This is a genomic window from Bradyrhizobium sp. Kon10, from assembly GCF_055807395.1.
Map to the genome: position 1 here is coordinate 88797 of NZ_JBVVOZ010000011.1, position 13642 is coordinate 102438.

General features: G+C 64.9%; 13 protein-coding genes. 7 read left to right on the forward strand and 6 right to left on the reverse strand.

Features of this window, described 5'->3' with window-relative positions:
* Positions 1-106: 106 nt before the first annotated feature.
* Positions 107-1144 (forward strand): AraC family transcriptional regulator, encoded by a 1038-nt coding sequence (locus tag AC0L2O_RS17360; protein ID WP_409192117.1) that lies wholly within the window; start codon positions 107-109, stop codon positions 1142-1144.
* Between the two features lie 2 nt (positions 1145-1146).
* Here the strand turns inward: AC0L2O_RS17360 and AC0L2O_RS17365 are convergent, their stop codons facing one another.
* Positions 1147-2358 carry an NnrS family protein gene (locus AC0L2O_RS17365; protein ID WP_473370555.1) on the reverse strand — a complete coding sequence of 404 codons (1212 nt, stop codon included), beginning with the start codon at positions 2356-2358 and terminating at the stop codon, positions 1147-1149.
* 126 nt (positions 2359-2484) lie between these two features.
* Here AC0L2O_RS17365 and AC0L2O_RS17370 point away from each other — a divergent pair, with 126 nt between their 5' ends.
* Positions 2485-3192, forward strand: a complete 708-nt coding sequence (locus AC0L2O_RS17370; RefSeq protein WP_473370556.1) for a Crp/Fnr family transcriptional regulator — start codon at positions 2485-2487, stop codon at positions 3190-3192.
* An 84-nt stretch (positions 3193-3276) separates the two neighbouring features.
* On the opposite strand, the gene AC0L2O_RS17375 is transcribed toward AC0L2O_RS17370, so the two are convergent.
* Both AC0L2O_RS17375 and hemN read right to left on the reverse strand, forming a co-directional pair.
* Positions 3277-3474 (reverse strand): DUF1858 domain-containing protein, encoded by a 198-nt coding sequence (locus tag AC0L2O_RS17375; protein WP_409192114.1) that lies wholly within the window; start codon positions 3472-3474, stop codon positions 3277-3279.
* Positions 3475-3656: 182 nt separating this feature from the next.
* The gene (gene hemN / locus AC0L2O_RS17380) at positions 3657-5009 is read right to left on the reverse strand and encodes an oxygen-independent coproporphyrinogen III oxidase (protein WP_473370557.1); all 1353 of its coding nucleotides are present in this window, start codon (positions 5007-5009) and stop codon (positions 3657-3659) included.
* 161 nt (positions 5010-5170) lie between these two features.
* Here hemN and AC0L2O_RS17385 point away from each other — a divergent pair, with 161 nt between their 5' ends.
* The 3 genes from AC0L2O_RS17385 (at position 5171) to AC0L2O_RS17395 (ending at position 7547) form a co-directional block, all read left to right on the forward strand.
* On the forward strand, positions 5171-5377 hold the full coding sequence (locus AC0L2O_RS17385) for a hypothetical protein (protein WP_473370558.1): 207 nt from the start codon (positions 5171-5173) through the stop codon (positions 5375-5377).
* A gap of 146 nt (positions 5378-5523) precedes the next feature.
* The gene (nirK, locus tag AC0L2O_RS17390; RefSeq protein ID WP_473370559.1) at positions 5524-6621 is read left to right on the forward strand and encodes a copper-containing nitrite reductase; all 1098 of its coding nucleotides are present in this window, start codon (positions 5524-5526) and stop codon (positions 6619-6621) included.
* Between the two features lie 50 nt (positions 6622-6671).
* Positions 6672-7547, forward strand: a complete 876-nt coding sequence (locus AC0L2O_RS17395; RefSeq protein WP_473370560.1) for an SUMF1/EgtB/PvdO family nonheme iron enzyme — start codon at positions 6672-6674, stop codon at positions 7545-7547.
* Between the two features lie 216 nt (positions 7548-7763).
* Here the strand turns inward: AC0L2O_RS17395 and AC0L2O_RS17400 are convergent, their stop codons facing one another.
* The 3 genes from AC0L2O_RS17400 to AC0L2O_RS17410 are packed head-to-tail and all read right to left on the reverse strand — an operon-like array spanning position 7764 to position 9797.
* Positions 7764-8399 carry a GNAT family N-acetyltransferase gene (locus tag AC0L2O_RS17400; RefSeq protein WP_473370561.1) on the reverse strand — a complete coding sequence of 212 codons (636 nt, stop codon included), beginning with the start codon at positions 8397-8399 and terminating at the stop codon, positions 7764-7766.
* 24 nt (positions 8400-8423) lie between these two features.
* A complete protein-coding gene (locus AC0L2O_RS17405) occupies positions 8424-9074 on the reverse strand; it encodes a CoA transferase subunit B (protein WP_473370562.1) in 651 nt (216 codons plus the stop codon).
* Between the two features lie 15 nt (positions 9075-9089).
* A complete protein-coding gene (locus AC0L2O_RS17410) occupies positions 9090-9797 on the reverse strand; it encodes a CoA transferase subunit A (RefSeq protein WP_473357769.1) in 708 nt (235 codons plus the stop codon).
* A gap of 283 nt (positions 9798-10080) precedes the next feature.
* Here AC0L2O_RS17410 and AC0L2O_RS17415 point away from each other — a divergent pair, with 283 nt between their 5' ends.
* Positions 10081-12009: an AsmA family protein gene (locus tag AC0L2O_RS17415; RefSeq protein WP_473370563.1), complete on the forward strand. Its 1929-nt coding sequence runs from the start codon at positions 10081-10083 to the stop codon at positions 12007-12009.
* 193 nt (positions 12010-12202) lie between these two features.
* Positions 12203-13588: an ABC transporter substrate-binding protein gene (locus AC0L2O_RS17420; RefSeq protein ID WP_369721471.1), complete on the forward strand. Its 1386-nt coding sequence runs from the start codon at positions 12203-12205 to the stop codon at positions 13586-13588.
* The last annotated feature ends 54 nt before the right edge of the window (positions 13589-13642 follow it).

Sequence of the window (13642 nt, forward strand, 5' to 3'; positions counted from 1 at the left end):
TCGGTTTCCTTTATGTATGTTCCAGCCGGTTCCCGGATTTGACGGATCGGGACAGAAACTTTACATTTCGGGACATCGGCGGGAATGGCTGGCAGGAACGGTTCGCATGGCCGACCTCATTCGCAGCGCGGGTTTGAGCTATTACCCGGAGGTCGCCCGGTCGGTCGGGCTCGATCCCAGACAGATGATGCGCAGGGTCAGGCTGCCGCTGGCCTGCCTCGACCGGCCCGATACCCCCATCGCCGTCACGGGCCTGCGTCGCCTGCTCGAATTGTCGGCCGAGGCGTCCGGTGCCGAAGATTTCGGCTTGCGGCTCGCCGAGCGCGGCGGGCTGACCAACTTTGGCGGGGTCGGCCTGATCGTGCGCGAACAGGCCACGGTCGGCGAGGCGATCGAGGCGTTCTCGCACTTCATCCATGTCCACCATGACGGCATGCGGCTTGACGTTGCGCGCGACAGGCAGACCGTGACCGTCAGGCTGCATCTGCGCGGCCGGCAGCCGACCGCGCGGCGCCAATCGATCGACATGACCCTGGGCAGCGTCCACCGCATCATCCAGTCGCTGTTCGGCAGCGATTGGCGGCCGCAGGAGGTGCACCTGCACTACCCGCCGCCGCACGACCGCAGGCGCTACCGCGAGTTCTTCGGCTGCCGTGTGATCTTCAACGCCGAGGACGACGCGATCCTGTTGTCGGCGCACGACATGGAGCGGCGGATCCCAAGCGCGCATCCGATGATCGCGAGCTATCTGCGCAAGCGGATCGAGGCGATCGAGACACGACCGGCAAGCTGGGAAGAAAAGGTCGACGAAGTCGTGCGTAGCCTGCTCGCGACCGGCGACTGCACGGTCGAGCGCGTCGCGGAGCATTTCGCCTGTACCCGCCGCACCATCCACCGTCACCTCGCCGAGGCAGGCATCAGCTTCTCGGCCATTCTCGACGCGCAGCGCGGCGATCTGGTGATCCGGCTGATCGAAGACCCCGATCGGCCATTGGCTGATATCGCCATGCAGCTCGGCTTCTCTGCGCAGAGCGCCATGGCGCGATGGTTCCGCGGCCGATTCGGCTGCACCATCTCGGCATGGCGCAAGGGCGTGCGGCCGCTGGCGAAGCCTGCCCGTGCGCCTTCGGCCACGGCGGCCTAGGCTCAGCGCGCCGGGGCGGGTACGCCCATCGTGGCGAGCGTGCGCCGCTCGCTGCCGGCGAGCAGCGGGCCGAACGCAATGGCGAAGCCGAGGAAGGCGACGACCCAGCCACAGGCTGCGATGTGCAGCAGTGCATCGACATGCGCCGGCAACACCACGGCCGCAACGCGTGTCAGCGCAGCGATAATGATCGCGGCGTAGATGGCTTGCGTCGCGGGCGAGGCGGTCAGCGCCTGTCCGGTATGGCCAAGGCTCGCACGTGTCATCACCGCGAGCGTCATGGTTCCGGCCGCGCCTGTCATCCAGGCATGAATGCCGGCGCTCGGCGGCAGCACGCCAAAGACAGCCAAGGCATGCAGGAGGAAGCCGAGCGGCACAAAGGCATAACCGACATGCAGGATCAGCAGCAGGCGTTCGCGCGCCGTGCGGTCGCCGGCCCAGCGCGAAAAACGCACCAGGTGCAGCGCACCGACAAGCGCCATCGCCGCACCGGTCAACGTGTTCAGCGGCGCCACGATCCAGGTGATGAGCGCGAGTGCAGTCAAGCCGATCACCGCGCCGTCAAACCGCCCGAACGGCACCGGCAGGCGGCCGGGATTGAACTTGACAAGCCAGTTGCGGGTGAAGCTCGGGATGATGCGGCCGCCGATCAGCGCGATCAGCAGCACGACCACGCCGATCCCGACGCGGATGCTGGCATCGGCGGCACCTTCAAAGTGCGCTTCGAGATGGAAGCCGACATTGCCGGCGAGCAGCACGAGCACGAGCACCACGACGGGCAGATTGCGCCAGTTGCCGCCCGCCATGATCTCGCGGGTTGCGGCGGCGACGACCAGCGCCAGGAACGCGGCATCGACCGCAAGCGCAAAGGCCCAGCCGAGATCGGCGGAGAGGATCACCGCGGCGCGTCCGGCGAGCCAGACCACCACCAGCGCCACCAGCGAGTTGCCCTGGATCGGCAGCCGGCCGGTCCAGTTCGGGATCGCCGTGAACAGGAACCCCGTGATCACCGCCGGCAGGAAGCCATAGAGCATCTCGTGGACATGCCAGTCGCGCGGCGCGAAGGCTGAGGTCACCGACAATTCGCCGTAGAACATCGGCAGCCAGGCCAGGATCGACAGCCCGGCCTGGATTGCAGCGAGCAGGAAGAACGGCCGAAAGCTGTTCGCAAACAGCGGCCAGCCCTCAAAGTTGCGGGATCGGGCACTGGCCATGGGGCACTCCTGGAGATCAGATCGTTGCATGGAAAAATACTGCCGTCGGGCCGGAGGGATTTGCGCTATCGCAAACACCCGGACGATTGCAGATGCCATCACACTCCCGAGCGCCAAGGAGACAGAATGGCCAAGGTGGACACGTCGTTGGTGGCGCATTTGCCGCTGTTCGCGGGGATTAAGCCCGACGATCTCAAGGAGGTCCTGCGCGAGGCGCATTCAGCGCGTTACCCCAGGCACAGCACCATCTTCGAACAGGGTGCGGATGCACAGTCGTTCTTTCTGCTGCTGCACGGCCATGTCCGCGCGGCCAAGACCACGCCGACGGGCGAGCAGATCGTAGTGCGCTATGTCGCTCCCGGCGAAACCTTCGGGCTCGCCATGGCGATCGGGCTCGCGCAATACCCGGCAACCGCGACCGCGGTCGACGACAGCGTCGCCCTGATCTGGCCGACCGCCGCCTGGCCGCGACTGCTCGAACGCTTTCCGGCGCTTGCCGCCAATACGATGCAGGCCGTCGGCACGCGGCTTCAGGAGAGCCACACCCGCATCCTTGAAATGTCGACGCAGCAGGTCGAGCAGCGCGTCGCGCATGCGCTGCTGCGCCTCGCCAAGCAGTCCGGCAAGAAGCTCGATCAGGGCATCGAGATCGACTTTCCGATCAGCCGCCAGGATATCGCGCAGATGACCGGCACCACGCTGCACACCGTGAGCCGCATCCTGAGCGGCTGGGAGAGCCAAGGTCTCGTCGAGAGCGGCCGGCAGCGCATCATCCTGCGCGATCCGCACGGGATTGTCGTGCTGGCGGAGCGGAATCCCGACAGCGCATCGTGAGGATGGGGTGAGAGCGCTTCCGCTTACGGCGCAAGCTCTCCCTCACCCGCGAATCCGCGCGCCCGGCGCGAGTTCCAACCCGCCTTACGCCGGCACGCAATCGCACAGCGCCGCGAGGAACTTGTCGCGATCGATGCCGTGCTCGCGGCAGGCGTCGTCCACCGTGTGGAAGGTCGCGATCGGACAGCCGATGCAGGCCATCCTGAACGCGAGAAACACCCGGATCGTGTGCGGCGCCGTGCGCATGATGTCATCGACCAGGTCGTCGGATCCAAAAGGCATGGGCAACTCCGTTCCGAAGCGACGATAGCGGAGGTGGCGGCGGTTTCTTTGTTGGAGCGCAAGCAAGCTCGTCATTCCGGGACGCGCGAAGCGCGAGCCCGAAATCCATCGTGCGGCGGATGACGTGGAGAAATGGATTCCGGGTTCGCGCCAAGAGGCGCGCCCCGGAATGACGGAGAGATCTACACCGCCCGGCTATGCAGCTGTTTGCCGGGATCCAGATGTGCATCGAAGGCGGCGGCGACGCTGCGCACCAGGAAGCGCGAGTCGGTTGCGATTGCGAGCCGGTCGCCGTCAAGACTGACGACACCGTCCGCGATCAACGGCTTCAAACGCGACGCCGATCTCAGCATCGCCCCTGCCTCTGCGCGATGGCGCGCGCAGATCTCGCCGAGATCGACGCCGAACTCGCACATGATGCGCTCGATGATGTCGGCGCGCAGCCGGTCGTCGTCGGTGAGCCCATAGCCCTTTGCAGTCGCCAGCCGGCCGGCGGCAATGTTCTCGGCATAGGATCCGATCTGCACCTCGTTCTGGACATAACCCTGCGGCAGATGGCCGATCGCGCTGGCGCCGAACCCGAGCAGGACCTCGCTTTGATCGGTGGTGTAGCCCTGGAAATTGCGCCGCAGCGTCCGCTCCGCGAAGGCCACGGCCATCGCATCGCCGGGCCGGGCGAAATGGTCGAGCCCGATCTGCACGTAGCCTGCTTGTTTCAGCGCGTCGGCGATCGCGCAGGCCTGGTCGTGACGCGCGGGGCCGTCGGGCAGGACGGCCTCGTCGATCATGCGCTGGTGCTTCTTGAAAGCGGGCACATGCGCATAGCCGAACACCGAGAAGCGGTCCGGCGCGAGCATAAGCGCGCGCTGCACGGTATCGAGGCAGGAGACCACGGTCTGGTGCGGCAGTCCGTAGATCAGGTCAAAATTGACGCCCTCGATCCCGGCACTCCTGAGCCTGTCGACGACCTCGGCCGTCTGCTCGAAGCTCTGCACCCGGTTGATCGCACGCTGCACGACCGGATCGAAAGTCTGGACGCCCAAGCTCGTACGGTTGACGCCGGAGAGCCGCATGGCCTCCACCATCCCGGCCGTCAGAGTTCGCGGATCGATCTCGACCGCGATCTCCGTCGACGGCAGCACGAAGAATGCCTCGCGCATCGCCGCCATCAACTCGGAGAACGCCTCCGGGGTCATGATCGTCGGCGTACCTCCGCCGAAATGAATATGCTCGACCTTGATGCGGCGGCCGATGGTGTCCGCCACTCGCGCGATCTCGCTGCGCAAGGTCCGCTGATAGGCCGCGACGAGGTCGTCGCGGCGGACGATCTGGGTGTGGCAGCCGCAATACCAGCACATCTCGCGACAGAACGGCACGTGCAGATAAAGTGACGCGGTGGTGCCGGCCGGAAGCTCGGCCAGCCACTCCGCGTAGGTATCCGCACCGATCGCCGGCGAGAAGTGCGGCGCGGTCGGATAGCTGGTGTAGCGGGGCAGACGCTCCTCGCCATAGCTCGCCGCGAGATCAATCCTCATGTCTTACCATTTGTAAATTCGGGCCGCGCACGGTCGCGGCGTGTCCCGGAACGGATTCACCTAACGCGGATTTGTGGCGGCGGCCTTGCGCTCGCTCAAAGTCCCCGCGCCGGATTCGAGCCATGATAGGCTTCAGCCAAATGCCCCTGGAGCTGCCCCCGATGGCGCCGTTAGCGCTCGATCTCCTTCTCCGGCTCACCGGCGTGCGCGGCCAAATCCCGCGCTTCGACGATTTTCGTCCTATCCCCGCGACACCCTCGGCCCCGGCCGGCCGCGTGGTGTGCGCCCTCGTCATTGCAGCCGCGGTTTTTGCCGCGGTGTCGCTGGCCGTCTGGGCCACGGTCTGGCTTGCCATAAAGCTGCTCTAGTGCCGCCGGTGCCGATCGGTAATATCTCTTAAGTATTTTCACCGAGGCCAATCCGGCGAAAGTTTGTCGCAGCGCAAACCCTGTTGCGGGGGACGGCGCACACTGCATCTCGTCATCAAAACCATTTCAGATGAAGGATGCTTCCGATGTTCACCCGCAGAGCCGCATTGATCAGTGCCGCCGCGACCGCCCTCATGCTGGCGACACCCGCCTTCGCCGCCGGTGATCTCAAGCTGCCGCGGCAGAAGGTCGAGCTGGTCGCCCCGCCGTTCGTGCACGCGCATGAGCAGGCCACGACGCAGGGGCCGAAGATCATGGAGTTCAAGCTCACCGTGCAGGAGAAGAAGGTCGTCATCGACGAGAAGGGCACGACCTTCCAGGCCATGACCTTCAACGGCTCGATGCCGGGCCCGCTGATGGTCGTGCACGAGGGTGACTATGTCGAGGTGACGCTGGTCAACCCGGCGACCAACTCCATGCCGCACAATATCGACTTCCACGCCGCGACCGGCGGGCTCGGCGGCGCCGAGCTCACCCTGGTCAATCCCGGCGAAGAAGTCGTGCTGCGCTGGAAGGCGACGCGGACCGGCGTGTTCGTCTACCACTGCGCGCCGGGCGGCCCGATGATCCCCTGGCACGTCGTCTCCGGCATGAACGGCGCCGTGATGGTGTTGCCGCGCGAGGGTCTCAACGACGGCAAGGGCCACGCGCTGAAATACGACAAGGTGTACTATATCGGCGAGCAGGACATGTACGTGCCGCGCGACGAGAAGGGCAATTTCAAGTCCTATGATTCGCCGGGCGAGGCCTTCACCGATACCGAAGAGGTGATGAAGAAGCTGATCCCCTCGCACGTCGTGTTCAACGGCAAGGTCGGCGCGCTAACGGGCAAGAACGCACTGACGGCCAAGGTCGGCGAGACCGTCCTGATCGTGCATTCGCAGGCCAACCGCGACAGCCGTCCGCATCTGATCGGCGGCCATGGCGACTACGTCTGGGAGACCGGGAAATTCTCCAACGCGCCGGAGACCGGGCTCGAGACCTGGTTCATCCGCGGCGGCTCGGCGGGGGCGGCGATGTACAAGTTCCTGCAACCCGGCATCTACGCCTATGTCACGCATAATCTGATCGAGGCTGCGGATCTCGGCGCCACCGCGCACTTCAAGGTCGAGGGCACCTGGAACGACGATCTGATGACCCAGGTGAAGGCGCCCGCGGAGATACCGGCCGCCAACACCAACTAAAACGCGACGAGGGGCCGGGGATCCCGGCCCTTCTCTTTCAGGGGGCGACCATGCTGATCGCATTCAAGCTGAAGCTGGCACTGGCCTGTGCGGCCGGGTTAGCAGGACCATTTGCGGTCGCACCGCTGGTGTCGGACGTGGCGATCCACGGCAGCGCGACCGAACCCGCCATCATCGAGATCGCGCCGGGCGATTTCTCCTACCGTGAGGCCGGCGATTTCACGCGCTCCGGACAGCAGGCCGAAGCTCCGCTGCGCGCGATGCGGTTCAACCGCCCACTTCACATCATGCGGCATCAGGTTTCGTCATCCGACTTTCAGCTCTGCGTGCAGGATGGCGTCTGCCGCGCGCTCGATCGCGACGTGGTGGTCGCGCCCGACCGACCCGCGGTGCAAGTGAACTGGAATGATGCGCAGGCCTATGCGGACTGGCTGTCACGCAAGACCGGACAGCACTATCGCCTGCCGAGTGACACGGAGTGGGCCTTTGCGGCCGGGAGCAGGTTCAAGGACGACGGATTACCAGTCGACGCCAGCGATCCCGCAAAGGGCTGGATCAGCCGCTATGAACGCGAATCCGAACGCGACCTCTCCGACACCACGGCCTATCCGTTCGGCAAGTTCGGCGTGAACGAGCATGGCATCGAAGATTTCGCCGGCAATGTCTGGGAATGGACCTCGACCTGCTTCGTGCGCTCGCGCGTCGACGACGCCGGCAATGCCGGCCGCCCGACCGTGAACTGCGGTGTGCGCATCGCCGAAGGTGCGCATCGCGCCTACGTCACCGATTTCATCCGCGACGCCCGCGCCGGCGGCTGCGCGCAAGGCGTGCCGCCCGCCAATCTCGGCTTCCGCCTGGTTCGGGAAGAGCCCTCATGGGTGGCGAGCGTGTCGGCGCGGTGGAGCAAGGTGTGGGCGAGGTCGTAGTGAGTCTTGGCACGCGGATGCGAGGAGCCGCGGCCGCGCCTCATAGGCCGACATTGCGAGCGCAGCGACTTGTCCGCCGAAGCCTTGGCGAAGGCGGAAGCAATCCAGAAATGTATCCGTGGGGACAGCCTGGATTGCTTCGTCGCAAGGGCTCCTCGCAATGACGAGATTGAGGCACGCGCGCGGCGCTCAACTGTCACCGCTCCCGCGGGCCGCTCAAATCGCGCGCGCAAACATTCGGAAGCCGGGTGCGCCGATGATCGCTTCGAAGGCGGGATCACGCTTCTCTTCGGCGAAGGCAAAACCGGCCTTGGCATAGGCGCGCTCGGCGGGCTCGTTCCCGATCAGAAACGATATCGTCGCGCGGGCAAAGCCGGCCGCCCGCCCCTTCTCCAGCGCTCGGGCGATCAGCGCCTGGACCAGGCCGCGGCCGCGATGAGCAGGATCGGTGGCGACATGCTCGATCATCCAGTCGCCCTCGCCGCCCTGAACCCAGCAGCCGCGCGTGTACATGCCGCGCCGGCGGATCGCGTCCAGCTCTGATGCTGCAAGCCCGGTCGTTGCTGCGACCTCCTCGATTGCGCGCCAGGCCGCAGGTCCCGTGCCGGCCGCCGGCAGCGCGCACAATGCCGCCGCAGGCTTGCCATCGATCTCGGCGACCAGGAATTGCGAGACGTGCCACATCGACACCACGCGCGCGACGGCGATGCGTGCGATGAAATCGCGGCACTCAGCCTCAGGCCAGCCGAGCGCGACGTCGAACCAGCCGCGCGACCGATAGCCGCGCTGCCCCGACAGGATGGTTTGTACGATGAACTCTGCGTCTTCGGGACGCGCTGACCTTATCGTCATGCGCGCCTCCACCACGAAGACCCCTTACGTATTCTTCAGCGCCACGCGGAATTCGGCTTCGGTCTTGGCCTTGACCTCGTCGAGCGAGACGCCGTCGGCGAGCTCGATCAGGGCCATGCCGCCGTCGCCGTGCTTGTCGATGGTGAAGACCGCGAGATCGGTGACGATCATGTCGACGACGCGCTCGCCGGTCAGCGGCAGGTTGCATTGCTTCAGGAGCTTCGGGCCGTCCTTGGCCGAATGCTCCATCACCACGACGACGCGCTTGACGCCGGCGACGAGGTCCATCGCACCGCCCATGCCCTTGACCATCTTGCCGGGGATCATCCAGTTGGCGAGATCGCCGTTCTGGGCGACCTGCATGGCACCGAGGATCGACAGGTCCATGTGGCCGCCGCGGATCATCCCGAAGGAATCCGCGCTGGAGAAATACGAGGTCGACGGCAGCTCGCTCACGGTCTGCTTGCCGGCGTTGATCAGGTCGGCGTCTTCTTCTCCCTCATAGGGGAACGGCCCCATGCCGAGCATGCCGTTCTCGCTCTGGAGGCTGACGTCGACTCCGTCCGGGATGTAGTTCGAGACCAGCGTCGGGATGCCGATGCCGAGATTGACGTAATAGCCGTCGCGCAATTCCTTCGCAGCGCGCGCGGCCATCTGTTCACGGGTCCAGGCCATGTGGTTCTCCTGATCTCAAGCTGCCGTGCGCGGGCGGGTGTTGCGGAATTCGATGCGCTTCTGGGCCGTTCCGACCTCGACGATGCGCTTGACGAAAATGCCGGGCGTATGGATGTGGTCGGGATTGAGTTCACCGGCCGGAACCAGATGCTCGACCTCGGCCACCGTGACCTTGGCGGCGGTCGCCATCATCGGGTTGAAGTTGCGCGCGGTCTTGCGGTAGATCAGGTTGCCGGCGGTATCGCCCTTCCAGGCGTGCACGATGGCGAGGTCGGCGAACAGGCCGCGCTCCATCAGATATTTCTCGCCGTCGAATTCCTTCACTTCCTTGCCTTCAGCGATCAGCGTGCCGACACCGGTCTTGGTGTAGAAGGCGGGGATCCCGGCGCCGCCGGCGCGGATGCGCTCGGCCAGCGTGCCCTGCGGATTGAATTCGAGTTCCAGCTCACCGGCGAGGAATTGCTGGGCGAACAGCTTGTTCTCGCCGACATAGGACGAGATCATCTTCTTGATCTGGCGGGTTTCCAGCAGACGGCTGAGGCCGATGCCGTCGACGCCGGCATTGTTGGAGACCACGGTCAGGCCCTTCACGCCGGAATCGCGGATCGCGTCCGAGAGCGTCTCGGCGATGCCGCAGAGGCCGAAGCCACCCGACATGATCATCATGCCGTCCTTGAGAACGCCCTCGAGCGCCGATTTGGCGTCGGGATAGACCTTGTTCATGCAAAAACCCTCGACTTAAACCTGCGGCTGGCGTCGCGCCTTGTTGGCGGCGATTATTAGGCGAAATCGTCCGAAGCCGTCAATGATACGGGGTTCTCCGGTCCGCGGGCGAGTGATACAAGCTGCCCACGCCGTGGGCAGAACCGTCGGCGGCCTTGAAAGCGACAAGAAAACCCATCAAGTTGCGGGACTTAACACAACAGGACTTGGGCGTGGGGCGCGCAGGTTTCCCGCCCGCCCTTCTGGCTCCCGCGACCAACCCGATCAGGACATGCCATTGACCATGGCCCAAGGAATAAAGCGCCTCGGGACGCCGATCGCGGCGCTGCTCGGTGTCGTGCTGATCGCCCTGATCGCGACCTCCTGGCTGATCAACCGCGACGCCTTGCGCAAGGCGGTGGAAACCCAGATCCGCAACGTCACCGGACTCGAGCTCACCGTCGCAGGCGCGATCGACATTTCGATTCTTCCCGCAAGTTACATCTCGTTCCACGATGTCGGGCTGAAGGGCGGCGGCACCAGCGATCCTGCGCTCCATGTCGACGTGCTCACGGCCAATCTGCGGCTGCTGCCGCTGCTGCTACAACGCTTCGAGATCGCGGACCTGACGATGCTGCGCCCGCAGATCCATGTCAGCCTCAAGCCGGACGGCGAGAGCAACTGGACGCCCTTCATCCAGACTATTGCGCGCACGATGAAGCCGGGGGCCGAGAACCAGGTCTCGTTCTCCGAGATCAGGATCCAGGACGGCGTGCTCAATTATGAAGACGCGGCCACGCATGCCACCGAGCAGCTCGACGACATCGACCTGTCGCTGGCCTGGCCCTCGATCTCGCGCTCCTTTGCCGCGACCGGACAGTTCGACTGGCGCGGCGAGCGCGTCGACGGCTCGATCAGCTTTGCCGATTTCGTCGCGGCCCTCTCCGGCGATCGCTCCGGGCTGAAGGCGCGGGTTACCAGCGCCCCGCTCAAGCTCGCCTTCGACGGCAGCGTCGCCAACCGCACCAGCCCGATGATGGAAGGCACGCTCACCATCGACAGCCCGTCCTTGCGCAACGCGCTGCGCTGGACCGGCCAGCCGCAACCCGGCAGCGGCGGCTTCGGCCGCTTTGCGCTGAAGGCGCGCGCCAATGTGGTAGGCGCCTCGATCGCGCTCACCAACGTCAATGTCGAGCTCGACGGCAACACCGCCGAGGGCGTGATGACCTACGCCAATAACGGTCGGCAGACGCTGCAGGCGACGCTCGCCGCCGACGCGCTCGACTTCACCCCTTACATCTCGACCTTCCGCCTGCTCGCGAGCGGCGCGCGTGACTGGAACAGGCAATTGTTCGATCTCAATGCCCTGTCGACCACCGATCTCGACATGCGCCTGTCGGCGGCGCGGCTCACGGTCGGACCCTCGAAACTCGGCCGCACCGCGATCGGCGCCAATCTGCGCAACGGCACGCTGGCGCTGTCGGTCGGCGAGGCACAGGTCTATGGCGGCATTGCCAAAGGCTCGTTCGGGATCGCACGCACCGACACCGTCGCGGACGTCAAGGCGCAATTCCAGTTCACCGACGTCGACCTGCAGGCCTGCACCTCGGAGCTGTTCGGGATCAACAAGCTGTCCGGCCGCGGCAATATCAGCGTCTCCCTCGTCGCCTCCGGCTCGAGCCCGTTCGGCCTCGTGCAGTCGCTCGACGGCAGCGCCAGCGTGACCGGGCACGACGGCGCGATCGCCGGCTTCAATGCCGAGCAACTGCTGAAACGGCTGGAGCGCCGGCCGCTGTCGGGCGGCGGCAATTTCCGCAACGGCTCGACGCCTTACGACAATCTCACCGTCGCGGTGAAATTCGCCGACGGCATCGCGACCGCCGAGGACATCCGCATCGAAGGCCCCGCGGCCAAGATCACGATGACCGGCACCGCGTCGGTGCCGACGCGCGAATACGACATGAAGGGCGTGGCGAGCCTCAACACCGCGTCCGGCTTCGAATTGCCGTTCGTGGTGCAGGGCCCCTGGGACGATCCCTTGATCTTCCCCGATCCGGAAAGCCTGATCCGCCGCTCGCCGGCCTCGGCTCCCCTGCTCGACATGCTGAAGGACCGCAAGGCGGGCGATGCCGTGCGCTCCGCGATCGAGCGCATCACCGGCACCGGAAAACGTCCAGCACCGGCCGAATCGCCGACGGCGGAGAATGCCAAGGGAAACGCCAAGTCGAACTGACGACGGCGGCCCAATCGCGCGAAATGATCCGGGCGAATTGATGCGGCGATTGCATCGATGCGCGCGTTAAGCATCTCCTCGCGCCCGCGCCCCCACGACCTATGTCTGACAACATGCCGCTAGATCGGATAGCGACCATGGGCTAGTGTTTTATCCGACCGGTTAAAACACCGGCGGCTTGAGGGAGAAAAACGTGAAATCCAAGGTTATTGGCGCGGTTACACTGGCGGTCGCTGCGGTGGGGCTGTTTGCAGCCGCTGCACCCGCATTTGCGCAGCAAAAGACGATTACGGTCTGGTGGGGCAAGGGCTTCTACCGGTCCGAAGACGACGCGCTGCTCGATACGATCAAGAAGTTCGAAGCAAAGACCGGCATCAAGGTCGAATTGTCGCAGTACGCGATCCAGGACATGATTCCGAAAACGGTGGCGGCGCTCGATGCCGGAACCGTGCCCGACGTCGCCTATTCCGACACTTACGACGTTCAGGCGCAGGGCAAATGGGCCTATGAGGGCAAGCTCGAGGACCTCACTGACGTCATGGAGCCGATCCAGGACAGGTTCGCGCCGAACACGCTGGAGGCCTCGAAGCTCTATAACGACGTCGCCAAGAAGAAGGCCTATTACGGCTTCCCGCTGAAGCAGCAGAGCATGCACGTCCAGATATGGAAAGACATGCTGGAAAAGGCCGGCTTCAAGCAGAGCGACATCCCGAACGATTGGGAAGGCTACTGGACCTTCTGGTGCGACAAGGTCCAGCCGGCGATCCGCAAGGCCACCGGCCAGCGGATCTATGCGGTCGGGCAGCCGATGGGCGTGGAATCCACCGACTCCTTCCAATCTTTCTACACCTTCATGGACGCCTACCACGTCAAGCTGGTCGACGACAACGGCAAGCTCACGGTGGACGATCCCAAGGTCCGCGACGGCCTGATCAAGGCGATGAAGGACTACACCGACACCTATATCAAGGGCTGCACGCCGCCCTCCTCGACGACCTGGAAGGATCCCGACAACAACGTCGCCTTCCACAACAAGACGATCGTGATGACCCACAATTTCACGATCTCGATCGCGGCGAAATGGTACGAGGACTCGCAGAATCAGGCGCTCACGCCTGAGCAGCGCGAAGCCGGCAGGAAGGCTTATGGCGAGGACATCATCACCGCGTCGTTCCCGAAGGCACCCGACGGTTCGACCATCCGCTATCGCTCCGACGTCAAGACCGGGCTGATCTTCACCGCGGCCAAGAACAAGCCGGAGGCCAAGCAGTTCATCAGCTTCCTGCTTCAGGAAGAGAACGTCCGTCCCTATATCGAGGGTGCGCTCGGCCGCTGGTTCCCGGTGACCAAGGCGAGCCAGGAGAGCCCGTTCTGGCAGGCCGACAGGCATCGCAAGGCGGTTTACGCTCAGTTCACCGGCGGCACCGCGCCGTTCGACTTCACCAAGAACTGGAAGTTCACCATCCTCAACAACGAGAACGTGTGGGCCAAGGCGATGAACCGGGTCGTGAGCGAGAAGGTTCCGGTCGACAAGGCCGTGGACGAACTGATCGCCCGCATCAAGCAGGTCGCGGGCTAAACCATCCTTGCCTCTCCCCACGTGGTGGGGAGAGGTGTTAAAACAACGCCGGCC

Bases quoted from the DNA above. Each gene is read 5' to 3' on its own strand.
- hemN (WP_473370557.1), bottom strand. From the start codon at position 5,009: ATGAGGATTGATCTCGCGGCGAGCTATGGCGAGGAGCGTCTGCCCCGC.
- AC0L2O_RS17415 (WP_473370563.1), top strand. From the start codon at position 10,081: ATGGCCCAAGGAATAAAGCGCCTCGGGACGCCGATCGCGGCGCTGCTC.
- AC0L2O_RS17410 (WP_473357769.1), bottom strand. From the start codon at position 9,797: ATGAACAAGGTCTATCCCGACGCCAAATCGGCGCTCGAGGGCGTTCTC.
- AC0L2O_RS17375 (WP_409192114.1), bottom strand. From the start codon at position 3,474: ATGCCTTTTGGATCCGACGACCTGGTCGATGACATCATGCGCACGGCG.
- AC0L2O_RS17400 (WP_473370561.1), bottom strand. From the start codon at position 8,399: ATGACGATAAGGTCAGCGCGTCCCGAAGACGCAGAGTTCATCGTACAA.
- AC0L2O_RS17370 (WP_473370556.1), top strand. From the start codon at position 2,485: ATGGCCAAGGTGGACACGTCGTTGGTGGCGCATTTGCCGCTGTTCGCG.
- nirK (WP_473370559.1), top strand. From the start codon at position 5,524: ATGTTCACCCGCAGAGCCGCATTGATCAGTGCCGCCGCGACCGCCCTC.
- AC0L2O_RS17385 (WP_473370558.1), top strand. From the start codon at position 5,171: ATGGCGCCGTTAGCGCTCGATCTCCTTCTCCGGCTCACCGGCGTGCGC.
- AC0L2O_RS17365 (WP_473370555.1), bottom strand. From the start codon at position 2,358: ATGGCCAGTGCCCGATCCCGCAACTTTGAGGGCTGGCCGCTGTTTGCG.
- AC0L2O_RS17395 (WP_473370560.1), top strand. From the start codon at position 6,672: ATGCTGATCGCATTCAAGCTGAAGCTGGCACTGGCCTGTGCGGCCGGG.
- AC0L2O_RS17360 (WP_409192117.1), top strand. From the start codon at position 107: ATGGCCGACCTCATTCGCAGCGCGGGTTTGAGCTATTACCCGGAGGTC.
- AC0L2O_RS17405 (WP_473370562.1), bottom strand. From the start codon at position 9,074: ATGGCCTGGACCCGTGAACAGATGGCCGCGCGCGCTGCGAAGGAATTG.